Source organism: Paraburkholderia lebeckiae (assembly GCF_014201005.1).
Classification (GTDB): domain Bacteria; phylum Pseudomonadota; class Gammaproteobacteria; order Burkholderiales; family Burkholderiaceae; genus Paraburkholderia; species Paraburkholderia tuberum.
The window spans coordinates 22,654-48,247 of the sequence record NZ_JACHDK010000023.1; the positions used below are offsets into that span (position 1 = coordinate 22,654).

A 25,594-nucleotide genomic window follows, 5' to 3' on the forward strand; every position below is an offset into this window, starting at 1 on the left:
ATCCGGCTCCCCTGCGCCACCCGCGACGGACTCATCCCGAAGGCCTTCACGATGCCGCTCCCGGCGCCAGCACCGTGATATCGACACGGCGGTTGCGCGCGCGATTCGCGGCGGTGTCGTTCGGTGCGATCGGCTCGGCGTCGCCGCGCCCTTCGGCGCTGAAGCGGGCGGGGTTGCCGGCCCGCGACGCGAGCATGTCGCGCACCGCTTCGGCGCGCGCCTGCGACAGATGCCAGTTCGACGGGAAGCGCGCGGACAAGACTCGCTGGCTGTCTGTGTGACCCGCGACCACCACGTTGCCCGGCACTTCCTTCAACGCGTCGCCGATACGCTGGATGAGCGGGACGAAACCCGCGGCCAGATCGGCGCTGCCCGAGCCGAACAGGCCGTCGCCATTGATCGTGACGACAGTCCGGTCGGGCAACTCCGAGACACGCACGAGGCCTTGGGCAATTTCAGGCGCGAGGAACTGCGATAGCTTCGGCGCAGGTTTGGGCGCCGCCGCCAGCTTCGACGCAAGCACCGGAGCCGGCGCGACGCGGATGCCGTGCAGCGCTTCGAACACACGGTCGGACATGTCGTTGAGCCTGAAGCTCAACAGCAGATGGACGATCACCAGCACGAGGCAGGCGATTGCCGCCGCCACCCACAACGGCACGAGTTGCAGCAACGGCTTGCGTTCGACCTTGACCGGCAGCCAGTGCGGCGACAGATCGCGTTCGGCCGCGCCGCGCTGGCCGCGAATCATCTGTTCGAGGCGTTCGCGGATCGTGTCGAGCTGCGTGCGGCCACCGTCGATCAGACGGTAACGTCCTTCGAAACCGAGGCCGAGAATCACGTAGATCAATTCGAGCACGTCGATATTGGCCGCGGGGTTCTGCGCGAGACGCTGCAGGATCAGGAAAAAGCGCTCGCCACCCGAGGCCTCGTTGTGGAACGTCACCAGCAAACTGCGGCTGCCCCACAAGCCCGCCCCCCACGGCGTGCTGGCGATCGCTTCGTCGAGGAACGTGCACAGGCAATAGCGCGAGGCGCCGAGCTTCTCGTCGTCGATGCCGTTGGCGCGGCCTTGCGTCTCGAAGTTGCGCACCATTTGCATCAGCTGGTTGCGCAGGTCTTCCACATTCGGATGGGTCGGCAACTGCCGCAACGGCAGCGCCAGTTCGATCAGCGGGTTGGCCGCGCGCAACAGCGGATTCAGACCGCCGCCGGCGGGCAGCATCGGCGCGGGCGTTGCCGCGGCCGCCATGAACGCCGCCCGCGCGCCGCCCGGTGTCGGAATCAGAATCGTCGCGCCGGGATCGTCGGCGGGGCCACGCGGTTCGTCTGGACTCACGGTGAACTTCCTCAATCAATGCATCAGCGGCGAATTGCCCAGAACTCCATCGTCAGTCCGGGAAAGTCGCCGGCGACGTGCAACGCCATGCCCGCGGAATTCGCGAACTGCTTCCACAGTTCGTTGCCGCGATCGAGTTCGAAGTAGGTAAAGCCCGCATGGAACGGCAGTTGCCGGGGCGCCACGGGCAACGCGCGCAGGCCGACGCCCGGCAATTGCAGATTGACGAGATCGCGAATGCGTTCGATCGGGCCGATCTTCACCTGTGGCGCGAAGCCGGTCAGGATGTGCTCGGCCGGCATTTGCGCGCGCACCGCGAGCACGAAGGTGGCGCCGGCAAACAGCGTCTTGTCCGGCACGATCGCCACGCGCAAGCCGAACTTGCGCTCTTCGAGCGGGATCGCCACGGCGTGCGGGTCCATCACCATGCTCAGCGACGCGCGAATGTCGTCGATCACCGGTGCGAAGGTTTCGCGCAACCACTCATGGCGATACACCGGATACGCCGGCGGCCGCTTCGACGCCTGGCTGAAGGTCGCCAGCTCGCCGGCCAACTGCACCGCCACCTGGTACAGCGCCTCGGGATGCAGACCGGTCATCGTCGAGAGATGCGCAGCCAGCGGCTCGTGGCGATTGATCAACTGCAGCAACAGGAAATCGGCCACTTCCGCGACACCCGTCACGCCGGGCTGTGCAAGGCGTCCGGCCAGCGCTTCACCGCGTTGATGCAGAAGGCCCACGAGGTCGTCGACGAACGCCGCGAGACGGCGCGCCACCCGATAGTCGAGACACGGCGGGCTGTAGTCGTTTTCGAGCACGACGCGGTTGTCGGGCAGACGCTCGAGCACGCGCGCGACGCCGAGCGCGGTGTAGGCATTCGCCACTTCGGGGGCGAGCGCGAGACGCACGCGCAGTTTGCCGATCTGCAGCAACGCCGCGCCGGCATTCGGATCGTTGCTGTCGCTGACGTCGAATTCGGCGACACGGTGTCGCGCGAAATTCTCCTCGCTGGCTTCGTTGCCGGTTTCGGCGACGCCCGGCCTGCGCACCGGCAGCGCCAGTTGGACCAGCACGTTGCGCGTGCCTTCGGGAATCTCCAGCGGCTCGGGCAAGTCATCGTCGGTGGGCAGATCGAACGGTGTGCCGTCCGGCATCACGCCGGAGCACGACAGCAGCGCGAGCTTGCCGAGCTTGAGCAGCGACTCGTCGATCTCCAGCGCGGTAAAGCCCCAACTGTACGGACGCAGGCCGGCGGCGCGCGTCTCCAGTTGCCGCTGCAGATAGCGGTCGTGCTGCTGCAAATGCTGGGGCTGCAGAAACATCCCCTCCGACCAGATGACTTTGCTGTTCCAGGACATGTTGTCTCGTTCAAACGTTTCTAGGTGGGATCGGCGGGATGCTTCGGCTGCCGCTCGCGGGCCGCGCGCAGTTCGTCGATCTGGGCCTCGTATGCGTCATTGAACGCCTGACCGAAGAGCCTCTGGAAGTCGTCGTCGGCTTCGCGCGCGACGGCGCCCTGCAATTCGACGAACAGATCCCACAGTTTCGCCTTGCGGTTGGACAGCACTTTTTCGAGCGCGCCGGGGTCTTTCAGCTGCGCTTCGATCGAAGCGGGATCGAAGCGTCCGAGCACGTGCGCGAGCGCCGCGCGCATGCCGGCGAGCACCGCGAGCTCGTGCGCCTCGATATCGCCGAAGGCGCGCCTGAGCGCCTCGTCGGGCGGCAGATAACCGGCCGAGCGGCCAGTCAGCATCTGCGCCAGCGCGCTGTCGACGTCCGGGAAAAACTTGAGCGGATTGTTGTCGCGCGCGACGATCATCGTCGTGTCGAGACGGGCTTCGCGTTTGGTCATCGAGCGCGCGCGCAGCACGCCCATCGTGCCGCGCAGCGCGTCGCGCAGCATCGTGCCGATCAGACGCGCGAACTCCGCTTCGGGCAGGTTCGGCGCGCGCGATGGATCGAGGCCGAGGCCTTCGAGCAGCGCCTGCAGGGTGGCCGGGTTCTGGCTCGCGGAAGTGGCGGCGGCCGGGTGCCGAACCGGGGCCGGCTGGGCGGTCGGCGCTGGCGCGGCAGGCGCTGACGTGATCGGGCCCGCGGACGGGGCCGGCTGCTCAAGCTGCTGCGCAACGGGCTCCAAAGCGGGCTGCGCAGCGGACGACGGCCCCGGCGCCGCGGCAGGCACAGCGACCCGCGCGGTGGCGGCCTGCGGCGCGACCACCGGCACGACCACCGGCACCACGGGAGCCAAAGGGGTCGACGGCGCAAACTGCGTCGACGGCGTCGTCGGTATCCCGAACAGATCATCGAACGGTGTCGCCGCCGACCCTGCCGCGCCGGGATCGAGCAATCCCGGCGGCAAGCCGGTCGGGCCGCCCAAAGGCGCGGGCGCAGTGGGCCATCCCGGCAACTCGTGCGAAGGATGCGGCGCGGCCGGCGAGCCGCTGCCCGGCTGCCCGGGGGTTTCCCATTGCGCCAACGCATCCGCGAGCGGGTCGTAGTCCGCCGGAATGCCCCCCGTGGGTGTGGCAGGCCGGCCGGGATCGGGCCGGGACGCTTGCGGCGCCGAAAACGCCTGCAACTCCGGCGACACATGATCGCTCTCCGAGCCCGCAAAGCCCGGACCCGACGAGATCCGCTGCGGTTCGCCGAAGCCCGGCTGCCCGAGTGGATCGAGCGCGCCCATCTGCAACGCGTCGCCTTGCGAATCGGCCGGCAACGGTCCACTGAGCACCTGCGCGGCACTCAGCGGATCACGCCCGCCCGTCAGACCGCGCACGCCGGCCGCCTGCTCGCCGATCGACACCTCGAGCAGATACGGACCGATCAGCAGACGGTCGCCGTCCGCGAGCCGCGCCTCGCGCGTGCCGCCCAACGCGCGCTGATTCAGCACGCTCGGATTGCTGCCCAGATCGCACAGCAGATAATCGCCGCCGCGAAACTCGACGCGCGCGTGAACGCGCGAGATCGCGCGTTGTTGATCGGGCAGCACCAGCGTGCAGTCGTTGGCCCGGCCAATCGTGCCTCCGGCAGGGCCGAACGCAATCGCGATCGGCTCGGCCAGCGTCTCGTCGTTGAATCGCGCAACCCGCAGCGAAAGAATCGGATAGTTCACTTGGCTCCCCACGAGCGGTCAGGTGCATCACTCACGATTTGATTTTTTTGGTTCCGTCGTCGGCGTCTTTGGGCGCGCTCGGCGCGGTCGGTGACGAGCCGCTGCCGGAGCCCGCCGAGCCGCCCGAATTGAGCAGGATCGGTGTGCCCGACACCGCCACGCTGACCGGCCCGACCACCACGAAGGCGCCGCCCGCCTTCAGCGTAATGCTCGCACCCGCTTCGATCACGATGTTCATGCCCGCCTTGATGTGGATATTCATGCCGGCGTCGATCGCATAGTCCATGCCGACCTTTTCCTGCAACTTCTGCCCGACCTTCAGCGACGCGTTGCCATCGACCTGGTCGTTCCGGTCCCCCGTCACGGCGTCGTGGCGCGCGCCGGTGGTCGCCACGAACTCGTTGCCGGTCACTTTCAGATGCCGGTCGTTGCCGACGTTACTCAGCATGTCGTTCTTGACCCAGGTCTCGTGGTCCTTCTCGGCGTGGAAGAACAGTTGCTCGCTGCCCTTGTCGTCGTCGAAACGCATTTCGTTGAAACCGCTGCCGCCCTTGGTCGAATTGCTCTTCAGCGTCGAGAACATCTGATTGGCCGGCAGTTCGTACGGCGGCATCGTGTTCGCGTTGTAGACGCAACCGGTCACGAGCGGCCGGTTCGGATCGCCCTCGATGAACTCGACGACCACCTCCTGACCGATTCGCGGCAAGAAGAACGTGCCCCAGCGTTTGCCGGCCCAGCTCTGCGATACCCGCACCCAGCACCGCTTCATGCGCGCGTCGGCATTGGCCGGCGGAGCGAACTGCTCCCAATGAAACTGCACTTTGATGCGGCCATATTTATCGGTGAGGATTTCTTCGCCGTCCGGGCCGACCACCATGGCGGTCTGCGGGCCCGCCACGACCGGCTGGGGCGTCAGCCGCTCAGAGCGGAAGTGGTTTTCCTTGCGCAACGCGGTGAACGCGCAGTCGAAGAGCGGCAGCGAAGGATCGTGGCGCACCGTCGACACATAGACATCCGAATTGATCTCGTATGCGGCGCTGACCACCAGATACTCGTGGTTCTGCGCATCGCAGGCGTGATTTTCGAGCTTGAACTGACCGCCCGGCCAGATGCCGCGCGCGCTCGATCGGCCCGAAATGCTGTCGTTGCGCGCCTGACGGATCTCGATGCCGACCTTCGCATAGCGGTCGCCATCGCTGGACTGCGCGTGGCCGCTCAGATGTTCCTGCATCGCGTACACCGGCGGATCGTACACTTTCGGCCGCGTCGCGCGCGACAGCAGGCCTTGCTGATTGCTCAACGTGGGCTTTTCGAAATCGTAGTCGTTGACTTCGTACTTGCCGGTCTGCAATTCCGCGCCCGAACTCCACGCATACACGCATTCCTTCTCGTTCGAAGGCTCGTACCACGCATCGTATGAAATCGACGCATAGTGTTCGGTCGGTCCGTGAACGTCGCTCGAATCGGTCAACACCAGCGTGTGCTTGCCCCCTTTGTGCTCGAAGTAGTAGTACATGCCCTCGTGCTCCATCAGGCGGCTCACGAAGGCGAAATCGGTCTCCCGGTATTGCGCGCAGTGCTGCAGCGGCGGATAGGTCGCCTGGCATTTATTGCTGACGTCGATGTTGTAGTCCTGCAGCACGCCGGTCACGATGTCGAGCACGCTCTTTTCATGGAAAAAGCGGCTGTGCGACGCGCGCGTGAGCAGCCACAGCCGCGGACGCACCACCGCTTCATAGCGCGCCATGCGGTTGCGGGTGTTGTCGCCCGGTGCGACGATCCGGAACGCCGTGACGATCCCGTTGAATTGCCGCTCGCCGTCCTCCGGCAACGACAGCGCAATCGAGATGTCATGCCCGAGCAGATCGCCGGCCTGCAGATCGTTGCGCTTGCCAAGCAGATCGAGCCGCCATTCGCTCAGGCGTCCCAACTCCTCGGTGCCGCTCAGATGCAGAAACAGCAGATCCTCGCCGGCAGGCGCGCAACTGACGGTGACGTGTCGGTTCGGGTTTTGCGTGGTCATGTCACGGAATCATCGTCTTGACTGTCGCCGGATTGACGATCGTGACCACGCCACCCCAGTTGCACATGCAGGTCGACACGTTGTCGAGCGACGGCTGGTTGCCGAGCAGCACGGTCGGCGCGCCCGGCGTCCACGGCGTCATGGTGGCCGGAATGCACGGCATCGGCGTCAGCACGCCCAACGCCGCCGCCGTCGCGGCGGCGACGGTCGGATTGGCGGGCGAGCTGCACACGCCGAACGGCATGATGTTGACGAGCGGAATGTGATCCATGATGTTGGCCGCGGGCGGTCCTTCGCCCATCACCCGGTTGACCGGCAAGACCACGAGCGTCGACGGAGCCGCGCCGAACGAACATTGCAGCGTCGCGCCCATGCTGACTTGTTGCGGCATAAGAAGGCATCCTCCGCTTTCGATCAATCGAACGTATAGAGAAATTCGCCGTCGCGCGCGCCGATCTGCACTTTCGTGACCGGACTGCCGTTCATCATGCGCGTCAGAAACTCGGTGCTGATGCGCGGCAACAGCGTGTTGGTCAGGATCGCGTCGATCATGCGTCCGCCGCTTTCGAGTTCGGTGCAGCGGCTGCCGATCAGCTTCACGACGTCGTCGTCGTAGCTGAACGGAATCTTGTGCGACACGCGGACGCGTTTCTCGATCCGGCCGAGCTGCAGCCGGATGATCGCGCCGAGCATCTCGTCGGACAGCGGAAAGTACGGAATGACCACGACGCGCCCCAGCAAGGCCGGCGGAAACACCTTCAGCAACGGCTCGCGCAGCGCTTTCGCAATACCCTCCGGCTCCGGCATCAGCTCCGGGTCCTTGCACAGGCTCGTGATCAGATCCGTGCCGACATTGGTGGTCAACAGGATCAGCGTGTTCTTGAAGTCGATCACGCGGCCCTCGCCGTCTTCCATCCAGCCCTTGTCGAACACCTGGAAGAACAGCTCGTGGACGTCGGGATGCGCCTTCTCGACCTCGTCGAGCAGCACCACGCTGTATGGACGGCGGCGCACCGCCTCGGTCAGCACGCCGCCTTCGCCGTAGCCGACGTAGCCGGGCGGCGCGCCCTTCAGCGACGACACCGTATGCGCTTCCTGATACTCGCTCATGTTGATCGTGATGACGTTCTGCTCGCCGCCATACAGCACCTCGGCGAGCGCCAGCGCGGTCTCGGTCTTGCCGACTCCGGAGGTGCCGGCGAGCATGAACACGCCGATCGGCTTGTTCGGATTGTCGAGACCCGCGCGCGAAGTCTGAATGCGCCGCGCGATCATCTCCGTCGCATGAGCCTGGCCGATGATGCGCCGGTTCAGGTTCTCCGCGAGCTTCAGGACGTTTTCGATTTCGTTGCGGACCATCCGGCCCACCGGTATGCCGGTCCAGTCCTGCACGACGGAGGCGACCGCCTGCTGGTCGACGGTCGGCAGGATCAGCGGATCTTCGCCTTGATGCTGCGCGAGCTGCGCCTGCAACTCGCGCAGTTCGGCGAGCCGCGCTTCGCGCGTCGCGGTGTCGCTGGCGAGGTTGTCAGTCGCGCCGGTGGCCGCTGTTTCGTCTACCGTTTCGTTCGCAGCTTCGTTCGCTTCGTTCGCTTCGTTCGTGCGGCTGACTTGCGCCGCGCCTTCCACCTTGCCGGTCTCGCCGCGCAGTTGCGCGCGCAGCGCGAGAATCCGCGTCACCAGTTGTTTTTCCGCCTGCCAGCGGGTGTCGAGCGTGGCGAGACGCGCCTGTTCGGCGGCGAGCTTTTCCGCCGCGGCGGCTTCACGCTCCCGCGTGTCGACGCCCACCGCGCTTTCTCGGCCGATGATCGCCAGCTCGGTTTCGAGCGCGACGATCCGCTTGCGCGAATCGTCGACCGATGCCGGTGTCGCATGCTGGCTGACCGCCACGCGCGCGCAGGCGGTGTCGAGCAGGCTGACCGCCTTGTCGGGCAACTGCCGCGCCGGAATGTAGCGATGCGACAGACGTACCGCGGCTTCGAGCGCTTCGTCGAGCACCTGCACCTTGTGGTGCTGCTCCATCGTCGAGGTGACGCCCCGCATCATCAGGATCGCGCGGGTCTCGTCCGGCTCGCTGACCTGCACGACCTGAAAGCGCCGCGTCAGTGCGGGGTCCTTCTCGATGTGCTTCTTGTATTCGGCCCACGTGGTCGCGGCCACCGTGCGCAGCGTGCCGCGCGCGAGCGCCGGCTTCAGCAGATTCGCCGCGTCGCCGGTGCCGGCCGCCCCGCCCGCGCCGACCAGCGTGTGCGCTTCGTCGATGAACAGGATGATCGGCTTTTCCGACGCCTGCACTTCCTCGATCACCTGCCGCAAGCGGTTCTCGAACTCGCCCTTCATGCTCGCGCCCGCCTGCAACAGACCGACGTCGAGCGTGCGCAACTGCACGTCGTGCAGCGACGGCGGCACGTCGCCCGCCGCGATGCGCTGCGCGAAGCCTTCGACCACCGCGGTTTTGCCGACGCCCGCTTCGCCCGTCAGGATCGGATTGTTCTGGCGGCGGCGCATCAGGATGTCGATCACCTGGCGAATTTCCTCGTCGCGCCCGACGATCGGGTCGAGCTTGCCGTTGCGCGCCTGTTCGGTCAGATCGGTGGTGAAGCGCCGCAGCGCTTCCTGCTTGCCCAGCGCGGCGGCCGGCACCGGGCCGCCCGTGGTGTCCGCGTCGCCGCCTTCGCGCTGCGCGCCGCCCGCCCGAAAACCATCGCTCGCGCTCAGCGCCGCTTCCGGCGACTCGCGCAGCAGGCCGTGAAATTCGTCGACGAGCGAATCGAGCTTGATGCGCTCGAACTGACGCGAGATGCCGTAGAGCCCGTTGCGCAGCGACGGCGTCTTCAGGAGGCCGACCACCAGATGGCCGGTGCGCACCTGCGACTCGCCGAACATCAGCGAGCCGAACACCCAGCCACGTTCGACCGCCTCCTCGACTTGCGACGAGATGTCGGTCACCGAAGCCGAACCGCGCGGCAGACGGTCGAGCGCTTCGGTCAGATCGCGCGCCAACGCGGAAGGCTCGAGCCCGTAGTGTTTGATGATGCGGTGCAGGTCGGAGTCCTGCAGTTGCAGGATCTGGTGGAACCAGTGCGACAGCTCGATATAAGGATTGCCGCGCAACTTGCAAAACACGTTCGCGCTCTCGATTGCGCGGAATCCGAGCTTGTTCAGCTTGCCGAACAACGCTGCCCGTTTGATCTCGGCCATTTTTCTATTCCCTCGATGATGTCGATGGCGGCGCCGCCGCGGACGCCTCGCGGGCCGCCGCGGCAATCCGTGAACGGCCGTCCGGACCGGTCGGCCGCAACACCAGCTGACGCTGATCGCCGCGCGCCGGGTGGCCGAGCGTCCAGGTGGTGTAACCGAGCCGCGTGTGGCGCCCGAGCTTCAGGCGTGGCACCTCCTCCTGTTTCAGCACCAGCCGGAGATCCCAATCGAGCCCGTCGCGCGCGTAATTGCGCACCCAGTCGACGAGGCGCTTCAGACTCTCGCCGCCCGGCAGGAAGCGCTCGTAATCAGCGCGGCTCAACGGGCCGATGACGATGCGGAATTTATGCTGGCAATCCCAGACGCGCGCGCCGAGCAGCGTCGACACGCCGAGCGCGGCCGAACCGTCCGCTGCGCCCAGGCGCAACAACGAATTCGCGGGCAGCGTCATCCAATGGCCGACCCACTGCTCGATGTCGACCGGCAGGTCGAAAAAACGCGCCAGCACGAGTTTCAAACCGGCGGCCGGACGGGTCGGCCCGCCCAGCAATCCGGCGAAGTGCAGTTTGGCGCAATCGGGCACCGCGTCGCGATCGCGCAGCGTCGGCTCGCCCAGCCCGAACACGCTGCCGACATAAAAGGAAAAGCGATCGCGCCCCGGACGGTCGAGACTCACGGCCGGTTGCGCATTGGCCCAGGCGCGATAGAACAGCGACACCATCCGGTGGTGAAAGACATCGAGAAAGCGCGCGAAGGTCGGATCGTTCGCGTTGCGCGCGCGGTCGCGAGCGTACTCGGTCAGATGGGTGGGCAACGGACCATGCGGCCCGAGCAGGCCGAAGAACTTGACCGCGAGGCGCGCGGCGTGATGCTCGCCGGCCGGCGTGAAGTCACCGAGCGTCGTCGGATGGAAAACCAGTTCGGGCTCCTGCACGAAACGGATCGCATCGTCGCGCGGCTGCATCGACTCGCCGACGCGCGGCTTGTCCGCATACGCGTTCTCCAGCAGCCGCACGACCTGGAAGAAGTCGAAGCGGCGCGCATCGTCTTCGAGCCGGCGCAACAGTGTCAGAGCGTCCGGCATTGTCCGACCCTCGCTGGCCAGCGCATGATCTCGCCGCGCGACAGCGTCTTCACGACGGTCTCGGTGAACGAGTTGATCGATACGTATTGCGCGAAATATTGCGCGAGCACGGCACCGAGCAGAAACGCGCCGGCGCCTTCGAACGCGGCTTCGTCGAGCGTCAGCGTCACTTCGAGACCGCGGCCGAATACGATCGGCCCCGCGCCCGGCAAGCGTCGCGTCACCGGGCGCGAATCGATCGAGCGCACGCCCTCGATCAGCCGCTGACTCGCGATCTCGTCGGCGGGACAGTAGAGACTCAGCAGATCGCGCAGCGCGCGGGCGCCCTCCTGGGCATCGTTATCGAGCAGCGACGAGTAGTTCAACGACAGGTGACTCAACAGCCGCCACGCCACGGCCCCGTGCGCATACGACGGCAGCGGCCGGCTCGGGCCGCTCACGCAGCGCACGCTCTGCACCGGCGCTTCGACATCGAGCGTGAAATCGGCGGGGCCGACGCCGACCGGCATCGTCAGTGGCAGGTCGCGATTCGTGCACAGCACCTGCAAGCCGAGTTGCCGCAGGTCAGCGCGAAACGGCGCATTGCTCGCGTCCACCAGCGCGATGAACATCTCGCTGCCGAGGTAGCTCGTGCGCGGGCCGCGCTCATGCTGACGCGCCGACGGCAGCCGTTTTTCGCGGCGCACCTGGTAGTACGCGCCGGCGCGATACGTCGCGCCAAGATCGCGCGCGTGATAGAACGGCTCGAAGCGCTGCTCGCCGCCGGCGCCCGCGCTATAGCCGGTCGCACTCTCGATCTGATAGATCTCGAAGTCCATCGGCCGGGTGCGATCGGCCACCACGTGATATTCGAACTGTTCGTCCGACAGCGCGATGCGATCGGTACGCCGCGAAAAGAGATTGATCGCGGGCGTGCAATGCAACGCGAAATTATTGGCATCGAGCGATTGTTCGAGCAGCGGATCACCGCGTTTGAGCAACACGATGACTTCGATTTCGGTGTCCGCGCAACGCCGCAACGCCGCGTGCAAACCGTCGATGGCGAGAAACATGAAGCGCTGCGGAAACGCGAAATACTCCTGCAACAGCCGGTAGCCCTGGAACGACTGCCGGCTGACCGGCAGCAATGCTTCATCGTCGGCAAACCCGAGCGGCCGCAGCGCGCTCGCCGGCAACTGCACATGCCAGGACGCCGGACGTTTGGCCGGCATCACGACGACGCCGCTCACCGAACCGAGCAGACGCTCGTGGATACGCGTGGCCATCCCGTCCGCGCCGCGCAGATACAGCGTCAGCCGGTCGAGTTTCAGCTGGTTGATTCTCAGACCGGCGGTGGCGCGTAGGCGCAGCCTGAGGCCGGCCTTGATAGCGGCGCCCGCCGCCATGCTCGCCGGCAGCGCGCTGTCGATGCCACCGAGCGAGCCCGCGTGCGTAAAAAACCGCGCTTCCGTGATTTCGAGCGGCCAAAGCGTCAGTTCGTGCGCGCTGCGGTATTCGCAGCGCGTCGAGCCGTTCTTGTCGAGCACGCTGCGCAGCGTACTGCCGCGTGGAACCCGCACGCCGTCCGCGAGATTGGAGCCGGTCAGGTCCGGCTGGATCTGCACCACGGCCATCGACGGCGTGGGCGCGAGGTAATGCGGGTACACCAGCTCGGCGAGATGCTGGGTGAAGCGCGGAAACTCGTCGTCGATCTTCAGTTGCACGCGCGCCGCGAGGAAACTGAAGCCTTCGAGCAGACGCTCCACGTAGGGGTCCGCGCATTCGAGGTTTTCCAGTCCGAGGCGCCCGGCGATCTTCGGAAATTCGCGCGCGAACTCGCCGCCCATCTCCCGAAGATGCTGCAGTTCCTGGCTGTAGTATTTGATCAGGTCTGGATTCATGGCTTCAGCGCGGCCCGCCCTGGTCGATCACGCGGATTTCGCCGACTTCCAGGTCGAGTTCGGTCCTGAAGTAGAGCCGCTCCGGATACGGCTGCGCCCACAGATCGCCCTCCACCAGAAACGACACGGTGTTGTGGCGCCCGGTCGTCTCTTCGAGTTGCATCGAACTGACCCGCACGGTGTCGCGCAGAATGCGCGGCTCGAACGCCCAGATCGCATCGCGCACGAGCCGCTCGAGCCGCGACGGATCGATGCCTGAGGCGGTCTTGCCGGCAATGTCCGGCAGGCCGAAATTGATCACGGATGTCGCGACATACGGATAGCCGCTCAGATCCTGCACCGACGCGAGGCCATTCGCGTTCAGCAGCCAGCCGAGGTCGCGCTGCACACTTTCGCGCAGCGCGCGCATCGACAGAACGCGCCGCTCGCGCGCTTCCTGCTTCGCCTCCGGTTCGAGATCGGTCAGCCGGTCGAGCAGCGACGGTTGCAGGCGATCACGCGCGGTCAGTTCAGCCATGATCCGGCACGGCCGCGCCGTCCTGTTCGGCAGGCGCGTCGCCGCTCGTCAGTTCGATGGTGCGCACGTCGAAGAGCGCGTAGTCGTTCGCATCGGAGGCGAACATACGCTGTCCCACCGGCCGTGCGAGCACGGGATCGTCACCGATCCATTCGGTCAGGCGCGCGAGCCACAACGCTCGATTCGGCTCGGCGAGCGTGCCCGGATAGCGGGCGGGAATCAGACCGGCGGCCTGGCCGTCGTTGGCCCACGTGAAAACGGCCGGCATCCAGACGCGGTCGCGCAGGTCGGACGGCGGCTCGATTTCGATCCGTTTGATGCGCGAAAAAGGAATCCAGTAATAGCGGCCGTTCAGCACGGCTTCGAGTGTCGGGCCGAGCCGGTTGTCGGCGTCGGCGAGCCACCTGAACGGTTCGCCGTTCAGTGCGCCGGCGGTGGCGGGCGCCTCGTCGAGCGCCCGCGCGCGCGCGGCGGCCGCCGCGCCGCTATCGCCCGCGGTGTCGAGCCGCAATGCCTCGAGGAGCAACGCAAGCCAGCCGGTCGGCTCGCCGAAGATCAGCGGCGCGCGCTCGCCTTTGAAAACCGCTTCGCGCAGCGCCTCGCATTGCAACGCTTCACGATAGGTTTGCACCATCGGCAACGCGGCCGCGTCGAGTTCGCCGACGACGTTCAGTTGCGTCAATGCGCGATCCCAGGCGCCCGTCACCGCGAGCAACTGGAAGAGAAAGACGCGATTGGCGGCTTTCGACGGATCCTTGCGAACCTGCTTTTGCAATTCGCGCAGACATCCGTCGAGATCGCCTTCGCGCAAGCATTCTTCTGCGTTCATGCCGGTTCGCTCCGGTCTGGCTCGAGTCGTCCCACCCGCCGCCGCACTGCGACGGCAGGACCGCCGCAGTGCAGTCGCCCTTTGCGCTCAGCCGATCAGGTAGTCGCGTTGGCGGGGATGTTCCACTTCACTTCGACCACCCCGCCTTCCTTCTCGCCCTTCGCGTTTTGCGGCTGGTACTCGACATGGAATTTTTCGAAGTTGAGCGTGACGTTCTCGGTGAAGCGTTCTTCGCCGCCCGAGCCGCCGGTCGAATACGAGCTGATCAGCACGCCGTTCAACGTGATCTTGTAGTACTCGAGCGGATTGTCGCCACCTGCCTTGCGCACCGTCAGCAACGCCGTGTCGATGTGCGTGCCTTTGGTGCAGGCTGCCATGATCGGCGGACTCGCCTTGTCGCTGTATTTGGTAAATGACAGGTCCTGCACCGACACCTTGCCGGCGCCGCCGCCCGTGCCCATGTGCATCGTGCCGCTCTGGCTCAAGCCCCAGCTCCACGCGAGCACTTCGATTTCTTCCTTGTGGGTCTTGTCCTGCGACTCGCCCTTGATATCGCCCAGCTTCATGAACATGTCGATGGCCATCTTCTTCTCCGCTCAAAGCAATTCGTCACTCAATGGGGATTTCCGTCATGCCGCCTTGGCGGACGGAAGCTTCGAAACCAACCGTAGCGATACGGTCAGGCCTTCCAACTGGTAGTGCGGACGCAGGAAAAACTTCGACGTGTAATAACCGGGATTGCCTTCGACTTCCTCGACGACCACCTCGGCGGCCGCGAGCGGGCGTCGTGCCTTGGACTCTTCCGTCGAGTGCGCCGGATCGCCGTCGACGTACTGAAGGATCCAGTTCTGCAGCCAGCGCTGCATGTCGTCCCTCTCCTTGAAACTGCCGATCTTGTCGCGCACGATGCACTTCAGGTAGTGAGCGAAGCGGCTGCAGGCGAACAGATAGGGCAGACGCGCGGCCAGGTTCGCGTTCGCGGTGGCATCGGGGTCTTCGAACTCGGCGGGCTTGTGCAGCGACTGCGCACCGATGAAGGCGGCGAAATCGGAGTTCTTCTTGTGTACGAGCGGCATGAAGCCGTTCTTCGCGAGTTCGGCTTCGCGGCGATCGCTAATGGCGATTTCGGTCGGGCACTTCATGTCGATGCCGCCGTCGTCGGTGGGGAACGCGTGCACCGGCAGGTTCTCGACGGCGCCCCCCGACTCGATGCCGCGAATCCGCGAACACCAGCCGTACATCTTGAACGAGCGGTTGATATTGCTCGCCATCGCATAGGCGGCATTGGCCCATGCGTATTTGCCGCTGTCCGCGCCGGCCGTGTCTTCCTCGAAATCGAATTCCTCGACCGGATTGGTCTTGGCGCCATACGGCGCGCGCGCGAGAAAACGCGGCATCGCGAGACCGACGTAGCGCGCATCCTCGGATTCGCGCAGCGAACGCCACGCCGCATGCTCAGGCGTCTGAAAGATTTTCGTCAGGTCGCGCGGATTGGCCAGCTCCTGCCATGAATCCATCAGCATCACCGCGGGATCGGCGCCGGCGATGAACGGCGCATGCGCGGCGGCCGAGATCCTGGATATCTGCGTCAGCAGATCGACGTCGGGCCCGCCGTTGTCGAAGTAATAATCGGCCACCAACGCGCCATACGGCTCGCCGCCGAACTGGCCGTATTCCTCTTCGTAGAGCTTCTTGAAGATCGGGCTTTGATCCCACGCGGTGCCCTTGTACTTCTTGAGCGTCTTGTACAGATCGCCCTTCGATACGTTCATCACGCGGATCTTCAACGTCTCGTCCGTCTCGGTGTTGTTGACCAGGTAGTGCAAGCCGCGCCACGCGCTCTCGACTTTCTGGAACTCTTCCGAGTGGATGATCTGATTGATCTGGGCGGTCAGCTTCTCGTCGATCTGCGCGATCAGCGATTCGATCGTCGCGAGCACATCGCCCGAAATCACGGTCGTCTCGCGCAGCGCCTGTTCGGCGAGCGTGCGCACCGCCGTCTCGACGGCTTCCTTCGCCTTCTCGCTCTTCGGCTTGAATTCCTTTTGCAGCAGATTCGCGAAATCGCTCGTTTCAAGCGACGCCTCGCCGGGTTGCGCTTGCCCTTGGGTGCTAGGTTCAGCCATGGTCAGACTCCCCTGTAGATCACGCTCATTGCTGCGGCTTCGGTGCGGACGCCAACGACTGCAGCAACGCAGGATCGTTGAGCAGTTTCGCGATCAGCTCCTCGGCGCCGGTCTTGCCGTCCATATAGGTCAGCAGGTTTTGCAACTGGCCGCGCGCCTCCAGCAGCTTCGACAACGCGTCCACCTTGCGCGCGACCGCCGCGGGCGAAAAGTCGTCCATGCTCTCGAAGGTCATGTCGACCGCGAGGTTGCCCTGACCGGTCAGCACGTTCGGCACCTGCACGGCGACGCGCGGTTTCATCGACTTCAGACGCTCGTCAAAGTTGTCGACGTCGATCTCGAGAAACTTTCGATCCGCCACCGGCGCGAGCGGGTCCGCCGGCTGACCGGAGAGATCGGCCAGCACGCCCATGACGAAGGGCAGATTGACCTTTTTCTCCGACCCGTAGACTTCGACGTCATATTCGATCTGAACTCGCGGCGCTCGATTGCGCGCGATGAATTTCTGGCTGCTTTCCTTGGCCACGACCATTCCCCTGGTTGACGCCTCACGGCCGCGAGCAGCGCGGCGCATGACTGGCGTTGCTAGAAGCGAAAAAGCCTATCCCCCCTGACTGCTTACTCGTTTTCGATACCGCCGGCCTGCCTGGCCTGGCGCACGCCTTCGGGCGCGAGGTCCTGCAGAATTTCCATGAAGTTCCTGTCGACCAGCCGGCGCGCGCGCAGCAGCAGCAGCGGCACCGGGCTGGAGGGTTCGTGACGCTCGTAGTACGCGCAGATCTTGTCGATCATGCGAATCACGTCCTGACGGTCGGTGATGTCGCCGGACAGCGGCACGGGTGCCGGCGCCGCGCCGGCGCTTTCGCCCGGGGTCACGTCGCCGTTCGGCGATGCCTGCGGCGCTCCGTCCGGGACATCGAGACGCTCGCCGAGAAAGTCGGCTGCACGCCGCAGCAGCCTCGATAGCGGCGAGAGATCGATGGACCGCGCCGCGCCGACACGCTCGGTCAATACCGTCTCGATGCGCATCGCGCTATGCGTGGCCGCGAGCAAGGCCGTGTGTGCTTCGGCGGCGTCTTCGTGGGCGTCGGCGATCACCGCGTCGATCGAACTCAGCGACGCCGCCTCGATGCCCTTGGGCAGCGGCACTTCGCCGGTCGCATATTCGATGTCGCGCAAACTGACGCCACCGTGCGCGCGCGACGACGCGAGCGGTGCGTCGCGCACGTCCACCAGCATGCCGGACGGTTCGACGAGGGCGGCGAGCGCGTTGACGCGGGCGGTCGGATCGTTGTCGTCGTCGGGATCGAGCTGTGGATAGACATGGTCCCAGCGCTGTTCGAGCAGGCCTTCGACGAGCGCGAGGCCCTCGGCGAAGCCGGCGAAACCTCGGCGATTGAGCAGCGCGCGCGCCAGGTGTACCGCGACGCGCAAGTCGCGGCCTTTTGCGAGCAGATCGAGCGATAGCGCTTCGGCCACTTTCCAGTCAGGCGGCGTGGCGGCGACCATGGTCTCGCCGAACTGCACCTCCGGCTTGCCGTGGACGACCTGCTCGAGCGCAAGGAAGTCAGGGTCGTACTCGAGGTCGTCCCCGCATGGACTGGCAGCTGATATGTCGGCAAGCATTTCGCCCGCGAGAAGCGTGGCCATGTCTGGTATCGGTCTCGGATGAGTAGTCTCGACGCACCGTAAGTGACCGGTACGGGTTGCCCTTGCCCGCCGGGAATCAACGTTCCCGGAAATACGTGTTAACTCTGATTAGATTGCCTTCGCCAGCTATTGCGATGTTTTTAGCGAGCGTTGTCCTTTCTCGGCGGCAATCCGATATGAGAATAGCACGCAGCCCGGAAAATCAAAGCCGGATAGCAATAGAAACGGATTTTGTTTAATTAAGCGAAGTAGTATATGTAATACCATTCAACTCCATAAACACTTAAGACGTTTTAACATTTCGTTCCGGCACCATTACCAATCGCAAGCTCGGACAGTCGTCTTACGACCTCACCAGCGCGCCCTTTCAGGACGGTCGATTGGCGGGATATCCCGACGTCTAGGTAAACGAATCAGCTGCTCCGATTTTTTAAAAATTTTGACCTCACCGGATTGCCGGTAAGCGCTTACATTGCGTTTAGGGTTAGTCCTGATAGCGATAGAACCCGTCGTCAAGGCGGTGAATAACATATTAAGTTTTACCTTGTAATAAATAAAACGTGCCAATAGACTAAGTCTGTTTTCCAATCACGCGCCGGTTGCACGTCGGAATTGCCGGTATTGCAAGCGCTTGGCATACGCAATCTGCCGATATGGCGGCAAAGCGAGTGCCGGATTCATTGGGGACAGGAAGCCGGCGCACCACAAACGCGGCGAAATGGGTAGTGTCAGCAGCCGGGCTCCGCCCTGAAGAAGCGGGGCTCACCACCTCGGGGTGAAAAGTGGCAGATATCCAAAGCGCTGCAATTGCCGACCACGCTGGAGAAAGCGCACTGCCCGACCTGTGGCAACGCCGCACCTGCCTGAGCCACGACGAAATGGCGTCGATCTATACGATCGTGCGCCGCGCGCTGACCGGCTACCATCCGTCGGAATTGCAGGCGCTGGGCGAGGACAAGGAGGAACTGATCTCGCAGTTCCTCTATCTCAAGGTATTCCGCCTCGATACCGCGCCGACGGCATCGCCCACTTTCCCGCTGCACAGCGCGCCTTCGACCAGCCATGCCGTGTGCGCCTATTTCCGCCGCTATCTGATCGACTGTCTGCGCAGCGCGAGCCATCAGCGCAACGTGTCGCTCGACGAAGGCGACGTGATGCTCGAAATCGACCGGCAAACGGCTTTTCATCCCGATCCGATCGGCTCGGTCCTGTTGCAATACGGTCTGCACGAAGCCGAGGTACGCGACTCCGCGTCGCATTTCATCGCTTCGCTCGACGACGCCGACCGCATGCTGCTCGCCGGCAGTCTCGGCTGGCTGTCGAACGAGAAAGGCGGTCTGTCGCAGGTGGCCGCGCGTTACGGCATCGCGTCGTATCACTACCGGGCGCGCAAGCTTGGCGTCACGCTGAAAAAAGGCTCGATACCCGCCGACTTCGCCCGCACGCAAATCGGCCGATGGATCGAGCACAACCTCGGCATCGACATCTCGCCGGGCAATCGCATCGTCATCCTGCTGGTTCTGGGCATTCTGTCCGCGCAGTCGCACGCACAGGAATGAGCTCGACAGACCACGAGCATATGAGAGGTCAACGGTGCAACTTGCCACCGCGAGCCTGACCGACCGGGGCGACCGCCCGCGCAACGAAGATTCGTTCGGCGACTGGTCGAGCGAACGGCTCTACTATTGCGTCGTCGCCGACGGCGCCGGCGGACACGGCGGCGGCGACACCGCCTCGCGCCTCGTGGTCGCTTCGGTGCTGGCGGATTTGCGCTACCTGACCGTTGCCGAATTGCCGCCGACGGGCGACCGGCTGATCAGCGCGCTCACGCATGCCAATGAGAACATCGTCGAAGAACAGTTGCGCGGCGAAGGCAATGAAAAAGACATGCGCTCGACGGCCGTGGTGCTCGCCATCGACCGCGAATGCGCGACGGCCGCGTGGGCCCATTGCGGCGACACCCGCCTCTACTGTTTCCGCCACGGCGAGATCTGCGCGCGCACGCGCGACCACAGCATGGTTCAGCAGATGGTCGACGCGCGGCTGCTCGCCGAGGAGGAGATGCGTCATCATCCGCGCCGCAACGTGCTGTATGCGGCGCTGGGCACGCGCGACGCACTCTCCATTGCGGGCGTCGACGGTACCTTCGCGCTGCATGACGGCGACGCTTTCCTGATCTGCACGGACGGCCTGTGGGAGTACGCCGACGACGCCGGCATCGCCGACGCGCTGGCTCATGCGGCGACACCCGGCGCCTGGCTCGACGCGCTCGCGCAACAGGTGCGCGCGAGCGCCAGCACGAATCACGACAACTTCACGGCGTTCGCGGTGTGGGTCGGCGACGACGACGCGCAGGCGACGCAATTGATGCCCGGCCCGGCACAGGCGTAACGCAGCGGATCAGCATCGGAACGGGGCTCGCATCATGCCGATCTCGATCATCATTCCCTGTCTGCAGATGGCGGCAACGCTTGGCCGCGCACTGGAAAGCTGCCTGATCCAGCCGGAGGCGGCACAAATCATCGTCGTCGACGATGGCTCGACCGATGCTTCGATCGAAGTCGCGCAACATTACGGCCGCCTCGACGCGCGCGTGGAAGTACTGCGCATGTACGTGAATGGCGGCGTCGCCGCCGCGCGCAACTGGGCCGCGATGCACGCGACCGAGGATCTGCTCGGATTCATCGATGCCGACGACGAATATCTGCCCGGCGCGCTGGCCGCGGCGAGTGGCTATCTGCAGCGTTGTCCGGGCGAGGCATCGGTGCGGCTCGATGTCGACTACGCGGGCTTTCCGCGCGCGATCGTCGAGCATCCCGATTTCGAAAAATACGCGGCGATCCTCAGCAACACCGTGCCGAGCAGTCTCGTGATCCGGCGGGCGGTGTATCGCGCGCTGGGCGGGTTTCCGCTCGACGCGTTCTTTCGTCGCGTCGGCGGAGAAGACGGCGCGTTTTCGTGGGCATTGAGCAGGCTGTTCGGCAACCGGCGGCTGATCGACGCGAAGCGGGTGCGCCAGCATTACCACCCGGCCATCCACGCTGAACGATTCTTCCGGATTCACCTCGGCATGGAGCAGCCCGTCCATCAGGAGGTCGTCGAAGCATGGCGGCTCTCGCAACGGTTCGTCGCGAGCGCCGAGGCCGCCATCGCGCAACTGCGCGCGCTGCATTCGCCCGAAGGCGCCGCGCCACCCGTCCCGCCCGCTTCGCCCGGCTCCCGCTAGAAGTCACCGCAGCCGTGCTGGGCGTTCGTCAGCAGGCAGCTGTTCAGGTTCGGCTGCGAACGCACCCGCTTCCATTCGACCGCGAGGATGTCCTGATTCTCGCCAGGCGGCGTCGTGCTGAAGAGCGGCTGGTTCGAGCCGATGCAGATGTTGGTGCCCTGCAGATTGTTTTCGTAGACGAACGTCTGCTCCTGGCTGCTGAAAAACGTCTGCAGACCGCTTTGCGCGACCGGATTGGGGATCGGGCCCTGCGGGTTCGAGATCGTGCTCGGAAACGGAGTCACCGTCAGCGTGCCCGGCACTTCGTTGACGATATAGCCCACGCTGGACGTGAAGTTCGGGTCGATCGGATAGCCGCCCGCCGGTGAAGTCAGAGTGGCTGTGGTCGTTTCCGAGCCGCTCAACGTGCCCGCGGCGGTATCGCCGTTGATCAGGCCGCTCGTCGTGTAGGTGAACGCCGGGTTCGGTGCGCCGACGTAGCGCGTCGCGCCGTCCGCGGTGACCGTGACCGTCGGCCGTGCGACATAGACGAAATGATTTCCCGTGGTGGGCACCGTGCCGCCCCAACTACAGCCCGAGCCAAACAGGCAGCCGTAGAAATTGGGCTGCGCGGTGTTCGGCTGCACGCTGCCGCGTGTCTCGCCGTTCCAGGTGCTGGCCCAGACGCGCCATGCGTTGCCGGCGCCAAGTGTGCCGGAGTTCGCATCGACGAACACGCCGTTCTCCATCACCAGATCGATCGAGCCGCCCGCGTTCAGATTCGTATTCGGAGCCGTCGCGGACGGCGTGCTCGCGCCCAGCCCGATATTGCCGGTCGTAGCGGTCGCGACGAGGCTGCCGGTCAGCGTCGATCTCGTCACGCTCATCGGGCTCAACTGGCTCGCGGCGGAGTCGAACGTCTGGCTCGTCAGCGGGCCGATCACGAAGCCATGCGAGTTCGAGAAGTCGACGCTCCCCGCGTTGGACATCGCCAGCACGCCGACGTCGTTTTGCGGATCGGTCAGCGTGAAGGTACCGGGGCCGGCGAGAATCAGCCCGGCGGCCTGGATGCCGCCAGGGTCCGTGACGGGACCAGCCGACAGCAGCATCAAGGTCTGGCCCGGAGTCGAGATGCCGTAGGTCAGCGCGATCCCTTGACTGCCCGCGCCCGGGTTGGACAGCGTGAGATTGTTCGCGAAGCCCGGACGTGTCGGCACGCAAGTCGAGCCGCCCGATACGCACTGCCCGCCGACGGTGATGCGCCCGGTTTGCGTGCTGGACCCGAGCACGATGCTGGGAATCGACGCGAAGGTCGAGAAAGTCGGGGCGTCGATGCTGAGACCGCCGCCCGTGCCGAGCAGCGTGATCGGCGTCGCGTTCTGAGCGGTGATCGTGAAGCTCGACGGGTCCACCGACGCCGGCATGATCGACAGCACGCCGCCCGGCGACGACAGCGTCGCCTGCGTGATGGCGAGGCTGCTCGCCGTGCCGTCGTTGAATGCGCGCAACACGATCGAAGCGGGATTCGTCGTCGAGATCGTCACGTTGTCGGCGGTGGCATTGGCAACCGCGCTCGTCACGCCGCCGCCTGTGACGATGGAGGTCGGATTGATCAGCCCAAACTCGCTCTGCTCGGTCTCGGGCACCGCAAGGCCGATCGCGACGCCCGGATCGGACGTCGTGGTCGAACCGGCGATGCCGATCGTGGTGGCACGCGTCCCGGTCGCGCCGATAGCGCCATTGGCGATCAGCACGCCATAGTCGTTCTGCAGGTTCGGACTGCTGCCGGCCGGGCCGCTCACCGCGCCGCGGATATCGATCGCCCCGCCGTTGGTCGACGTGATCGTCGTGCCGTCGGTGATCAGCACACCCTGCACGAACGGACCGGTGCCGCTGCCGAACAGGCTCACCGTGCCCGTGCCGGTCGTCACCGATACGGCGGCTGTCTGGATGCAGTCCACGCATAGCGTGTTCTCGAACATCAGCCCGATCACCGAGTCGCCGTTGACCGCGGCTCCCACGCTTTGTCCGGTGAACTTGAGGTTGCCGCTCGTCGACTGGACCGACGACCCATGCATGTCGAGGCCGATGCTGACGTTCATGTTCGACGACACGCTTCCGGCGGCGGAAATGTCGCCGCTGCCGGTGCTCAACGTGGTGCCATAAAAATAGACGCCGTCCGCGAAGGAGCCGCCGGCGGCTGTACCGGTGACATTCCCCGTCACCCCGATCGCGCCGGACGTGTTGGAGATCGTGGTGTTCTGAATCTCGACGCCGAAGCCCCCTTGCGCGCTTTGCGTCACGCTACCGTTGACCGTGATCGCGCCGCCCGAACTGCTGAGCCCGGGCTGCAGCGCGGGACCCTCGCCCGCCGTGGCGCCGCCGGTCACGAACACGCCCATCGCGCTGCTGCCTGAGGAACTGCCGTTCACGCTCAATGCACCACTCGTCGTGCTGGCTGAAGTGCCGGATAGAAGCACGCCGATGCCCTGATCCTCGATATTCGAACTGCCGGCGCCGCTGATGGTGAGCGCGCCGCTGCCGGTTTGAATCGTATTGTCACCTTGCGCGATCACGCCGTCGTTGCCTCCGCCGCCGGCGGTAGCCGTGCCGGTGATGCGAAGCGCGCCGCTCGTCGTCGAGAGCGAGCTGGTGCCGTTGATCGCCACACCGTTGGCGTTCGGGCCCAGCGCGACACCCGTCAGCGAGAACACGCCGCCCTCCGTGGAAATGGTCGACGAGTCGATGAAAATGCCCGACGACGACGTGATCAGATAGCCAATCGCCACGCCATTGATCGGGAACGTGCCGGTGACCGTCAGATCGCCGCCCGCGGTGTCGACGTTCGAGTTCTGGATCAGGACCGGGCTCGCGCCACCGCTTCCCAACGTCACGCCGCCGCCGTTGGTCTTCACCGTGACGCCCTGGAACGAGACCAGACTGAGCGGACTCGTGCCGCCCACGTTCGCATCGAATACGAGGCTGAGCGGCCCCGCGCTCGACGTGATGGTGTTGTTGACCAGCACCGATCCCGTCGCGCTCAGCTTCAGCGTGGCGGGAAGCGTGCCGGTCGTGAGGTTGAGCGGCGCGTCGACGACGATGTCGCCCGCGCCGTTGTTCGGATCGGTCCCTGTCAGTACCGTCACCGACGTGCCGAGGCTCAGCGGACCGGTAAGCGCCGTGTTCAGGATGAACGTGCTGCCCGTGATCGGCCCGAACGTCATGGTGTTGGAATCGGCTGCGGTCTGCGTCGGGACCGGCGCCGCGGTGACATCCGGCACCTGCGTCACGATGTCGACCTGGAACGGATCGAGCAGCCACCTGCCGCCCTGACCCTTCGCCGCCGATGCGTCGACGCTCATGCCGGTCGTGTCGAGCGTGTGGCCGGACGTTTCGATCAAGCCGCCGTTACCGCCCTGCGGCCCGCCCTTCGCGGTCAACGTGCCGTAAATGCGGCTTGCCGTTTCGCTGTAAGCCACGACGTTGCCGCCATTGCCGTCGACGAGCGCATCCGCGTGGAGGCTGGCGGTCGGCGACATCCAGATCGCATTGGCATTGCGAACGGAGGGGTCCGCACCCGCCGGGCCGCCGCCGAAGTGGACGGTTCCGCCGCCCGCGGCGCCGCTCGCATCGACGTACGCTCCGGCCAGCAGCGCCACGTCGTAGCCGGTCACGTCGATCCTGCCGCCGGTTTGCCCCGCGCCGCCACTGGCGTCGAGCGTCCCGCTCACCTGTGTCACGCCGTTCGTGCCGCCGTCGAGCAGAATGCGGCCGTCGTGTTCGCTCAGGCTCTGCGCGCGCACGATGCCTTGCTGGTTGATGACGGTGCCCGCCAGCGCGTCGGCCGTCTGTGCGCTCATCACCACGGTGCCGCCGTCGGCGGCCAGCGTGCCGGTATTGCCGATCAGCGCGTGCGCCGCGCCCTGGTTGATCTTCAGGGTGGTCAAACCGTCGCCAGCAAAGTCGACGGTGATGTCGTTGCCCGCGCCCAGCGCGACGCGGCCCAGTTTTGCGCTGACCGTGCCGCTATTGCTGACCGTGCCGCCGAGCAACGCGATGGTGCCGCCCGCGGCCGCCGTCAGCGACCCCGCATTGCTGAGCGCCGCCGCGGACGCGCCGACGAAATGGAAGTTGCCGGCCAGGAAATCGGCATTGGAGATATTGAGTGTCGAGGCGATCATCGACCCCACGTTCACCGACGATCCCGGCGCAAAGATCACCCCCGCCGGATTGACGAGAAACACCTTGCCGTTGGCCTGCAGGCGTCCGGCGATCACGCTGCGGTCGTTGCCCGTCACGCGGTTGAGCAGCGCGGCGGAAGCCGACGGCTGCGAGATCCTGACCGCTTCGCCGCTACCGATCGAAAACGCGTTCCAGTTGACGATCGCATTGGACGAGCCCTGCGTGATGTGCATCTGTCCCGCGCCCGGCGAGTTGATGCTGACCGTGCCGGCCACCACCTGGGCGCCGGTCGGATTCGCGAGAACGAGCGGCATATACGACGCCGCGAACAACGCGGCGACCGCGCCGGCGATCGTGCTCACATGCCCCGGTCGCACATTGCATCGCTTGTTCATCGCACACCTCGGCACAGATTGCTGCTGCTTGTCGTTGCGTTTCGTCTCGTTTCG

General features: G+C 65.4%; 18 protein-coding genes. 3 read left to right on the forward strand and 15 right to left on the reverse strand.

Annotated features, from left to right (window positions below):
* Window positions 1-46: 46 nt before the first annotated feature.
* The 14 genes from HDG39_RS28870 to tssA all read right to left on the reverse strand — a co-directional run bounded on the left by HDG39_RS28870 (window position 47) and on the right by tssA (window position 17,758).
* Entirely contained in the window at window positions 47-1,336 is a 1,290-nt protein-coding gene (locus tag HDG39_RS28870) for a DotU family type VI secretion system protein (protein WP_184010853.1), read from the reverse strand.
* Between the two features lie 23 nt (window positions 1,337-1,359).
* Entirely contained in the window at window positions 1,360-2,694 is a 1,335-nt protein-coding gene (gene tssK, locus HDG39_RS28875) for a type VI secretion system baseplate subunit TssK (RefSeq protein WP_184010855.1), read from the reverse strand.
* A 20-nt stretch (window positions 2,695-2,714) separates the two neighbouring features.
* Window positions 2,715-4,448: a type VI secretion system-associated FHA domain protein TagH gene (tagH, locus tag HDG39_RS28880; RefSeq protein WP_184010857.1), complete on the reverse strand. Its 1,734-nt coding sequence runs from the start codon at window positions 4,446-4,448 to the stop codon at window positions 2,715-2,717.
* Window positions 4,449-4,479: 31 nt separating this feature from the next.
* Window positions 4,480-6,471 (reverse strand): type VI secretion system Vgr family protein, encoded by a 1,992-nt coding sequence (locus HDG39_RS28885; RefSeq protein WP_184010859.1) that lies wholly within the window; start codon window positions 6,469-6,471, stop codon window positions 4,480-4,482.
* A gap of 1 nt (window position 6,472) precedes the next feature.
* The gene (locus HDG39_RS28890) at window positions 6,473-6,862 is read right to left on the reverse strand and encodes a DUF4280 domain-containing protein (RefSeq protein ID WP_018422989.1); all 390 of its coding nucleotides are present in this window, start codon (window positions 6,860-6,862) and stop codon (window positions 6,473-6,475) included.
* 23 nt (window positions 6,863-6,885) lie between these two features.
* Entirely contained in the window at window positions 6,886-9,672 is a 2,787-nt protein-coding gene (gene tssH / locus HDG39_RS28895; protein WP_184010861.1) for a type VI secretion system ATPase TssH, read from the reverse strand.
* Between the two features lie 4 nt (window positions 9,673-9,676).
* Entirely contained in the window at window positions 9,677-10,756 is a 1,080-nt protein-coding gene (gene tssG / locus HDG39_RS28900) for a type VI secretion system baseplate subunit TssG (protein WP_184010863.1), read from the reverse strand.
* Window positions 10,741-12,636 carry a type VI secretion system baseplate subunit TssF gene (tssF, locus tag HDG39_RS28905; protein ID WP_184010865.1) on the reverse strand — a complete coding sequence of 632 codons (1,896 nt, stop codon included), beginning with the start codon at window positions 12,634-12,636 and terminating at the stop codon, window positions 10,741-10,743. The genes tssG and tssF overlap by 16 nt, the downstream gene beginning before the upstream one ends.
* A 4-nt stretch (window positions 12,637-12,640) precedes the next feature.
* Entirely contained in the window at window positions 12,641-13,153 is a 513-nt protein-coding gene (tssE, locus tag HDG39_RS28910; protein ID WP_018422993.1) for a type VI secretion system baseplate subunit TssE, read from the reverse strand.
* Window positions 13,146-13,982: a type VI secretion system accessory protein TagJ gene (locus tag HDG39_RS28915; protein WP_184010867.1), complete on the reverse strand. Its 837-nt coding sequence runs from the start codon at window positions 13,980-13,982 to the stop codon at window positions 13,146-13,148. Before HDG39_RS28915 ends, tssE begins: the two co-directional genes overlap by 8 nt.
* Window positions 13,983-14,077: 95 nt before the next feature.
* Complete coding sequence (locus HDG39_RS28920; RefSeq protein ID WP_184010869.1) at window positions 14,078-14,566, reverse strand: Hcp family type VI secretion system effector; 489 nt, start codon at window positions 14,564-14,566, stop codon at window positions 14,078-14,080.
* 45 nt (window positions 14,567-14,611) lie between these two features.
* Entirely contained in the window at window positions 14,612-16,108 is a 1,497-nt protein-coding gene (gene tssC, locus HDG39_RS28925; protein ID WP_184010871.1) for a type VI secretion system contractile sheath large subunit, read from the reverse strand.
* Window positions 16,109-16,133: 25 nt separating this feature from the next.
* Entirely contained in the window at window positions 16,134-16,640 is a 507-nt protein-coding gene (gene tssB / locus HDG39_RS28930) for a type VI secretion system contractile sheath small subunit (protein WP_018422997.1), read from the reverse strand.
* An 86-nt stretch (window positions 16,641-16,726) separates the two neighbouring features.
* The gene (tssA, locus tag HDG39_RS28935) at window positions 16,727-17,758 is read right to left on the reverse strand and encodes a type VI secretion system protein TssA (RefSeq protein WP_184010873.1); all 1,032 of its coding nucleotides are present in this window, start codon (window positions 17,756-17,758) and stop codon (window positions 16,727-16,729) included.
* Window positions 17,759-18,540: 782 nt separating this feature from the next.
* On the opposite strand from tssA, the gene HDG39_RS28940 reads away from it, so the two are divergent.
* Genes HDG39_RS28940 through HDG39_RS28950 form a run of 3 tightly spaced genes read left to right on the forward strand, consistent with a single transcriptional unit; the run spans window position 18,541 to window position 20,984 of the window.
* Window positions 18,541-19,317, forward strand: coding sequence for a hypothetical protein (locus tag HDG39_RS28940; protein WP_184010875.1), 777 nt, complete (start codon window positions 18,541-18,543; stop codon window positions 19,315-19,317).
* A 34-nt stretch (window positions 19,318-19,351) separates the two neighbouring features.
* Window positions 19,352-20,149 (forward strand): PP2C family protein-serine/threonine phosphatase, encoded by a 798-nt coding sequence (locus HDG39_RS28945; RefSeq protein WP_184010877.1) that lies wholly within the window; start codon window positions 19,352-19,354, stop codon window positions 20,147-20,149.
* 34 nt (window positions 20,150-20,183) lie between these two features.
* A complete protein-coding gene (locus tag HDG39_RS28950; protein WP_221305900.1) occupies window positions 20,184-20,984 on the forward strand; it encodes a glycosyltransferase family 2 protein in 801 nt (266 codons plus the stop codon).
* Here HDG39_RS28950 and HDG39_RS28955 read toward each other — a convergent pair.
* Window positions 20,981-25,540, reverse strand: a complete 4,560-nt coding sequence (locus HDG39_RS28955; protein WP_184010879.1) for a beta strand repeat-containing protein — start codon at window positions 25,538-25,540, stop codon at window positions 20,981-20,983. The two genes, HDG39_RS28950 and HDG39_RS28955, sit on opposite strands and share 4 nt — an antisense overlap.
* Between the last annotated feature and the right edge of the window lie 54 nt (window positions 25,541-25,594).

Excerpts from the sequence above, each read along its gene's own strand:
- HDG39_RS28950 (WP_221305900.1), top strand. The coding sequence starts at position 20,184 with ATGCCGATCTCGATCATCATTCCCTGTCTGCAGATGGCGGCAACGCTT.
- tssC (WP_184010871.1), bottom strand. The coding sequence starts at position 16,108 with ATGGCTGAACCTAGCACCCAAGGGCAAGCGCAACCCGGCGAGGCGTCG.
- HDG39_RS28920 (WP_184010869.1), bottom strand. The coding sequence starts at position 14,566 with ATGGCCATCGACATGTTCATGAAGCTGGGCGATATCAAGGGCGAGTCG.
- tssK (WP_184010855.1), bottom strand. The coding sequence starts at position 2,694 with ATGTCCTGGAACAGCAAAGTCATCTGGTCGGAGGGGATGTTTCTGCAG.
- tssE (WP_018422993.1), bottom strand. The coding sequence starts at position 13,153 with ATGGCTGAACTGACCGCGCGTGATCGCCTGCAACCGTCGCTGCTCGAC.
- tssG (WP_184010863.1), bottom strand. The coding sequence starts at position 10,756 with ATGCCGGACGCTCTGACACTGTTGCGCCGGCTCGAAGACGATGCGCGC.
- HDG39_RS28955 (WP_184010879.1), bottom strand. The coding sequence starts at position 25,540 with ATGAACAAGCGATGCAATGTGCGACCGGGGCATGTGAGCACGATCGCC.
- HDG39_RS28915 (WP_184010867.1), bottom strand. The coding sequence starts at position 13,982 with ATGAACGCAGAAGAATGCTTGCGCGAAGGCGATCTCGACGGATGTCTG.
- HDG39_RS28885 (WP_184010859.1), bottom strand. The coding sequence starts at position 6,471 with ATGACCACGCAAAACCCGAACCGACACGTCACCGTCAGTTGCGCGCCT.
- HDG39_RS28890 (WP_018422989.1), bottom strand. The coding sequence starts at position 6,862 with ATGCCGCAACAAGTCAGCATGGGCGCGACGCTGCAATGTTCGTTCGGC.
- tssB (WP_018422997.1), bottom strand. The coding sequence starts at position 16,640 with ATGGTCGTGGCCAAGGAAAGCAGCCAGAAATTCATCGCGCGCAATCGA.
- tssF (WP_184010865.1), bottom strand. The coding sequence starts at position 12,636 with ATGAATCCAGACCTGATCAAATACTACAGCCAGGAACTGCAGCATCTT.
- tssA (WP_184010873.1), bottom strand. The coding sequence starts at position 17,758 with ATGGCCACGCTTCTCGCGGGCGAAATGCTTGCCGACATATCAGCTGCC.
- tssH (WP_184010861.1), bottom strand. The coding sequence starts at position 9,672 with ATGGCCGAGATCAAACGGGCAGCGTTGTTCGGCAAGCTGAACAAGCTC.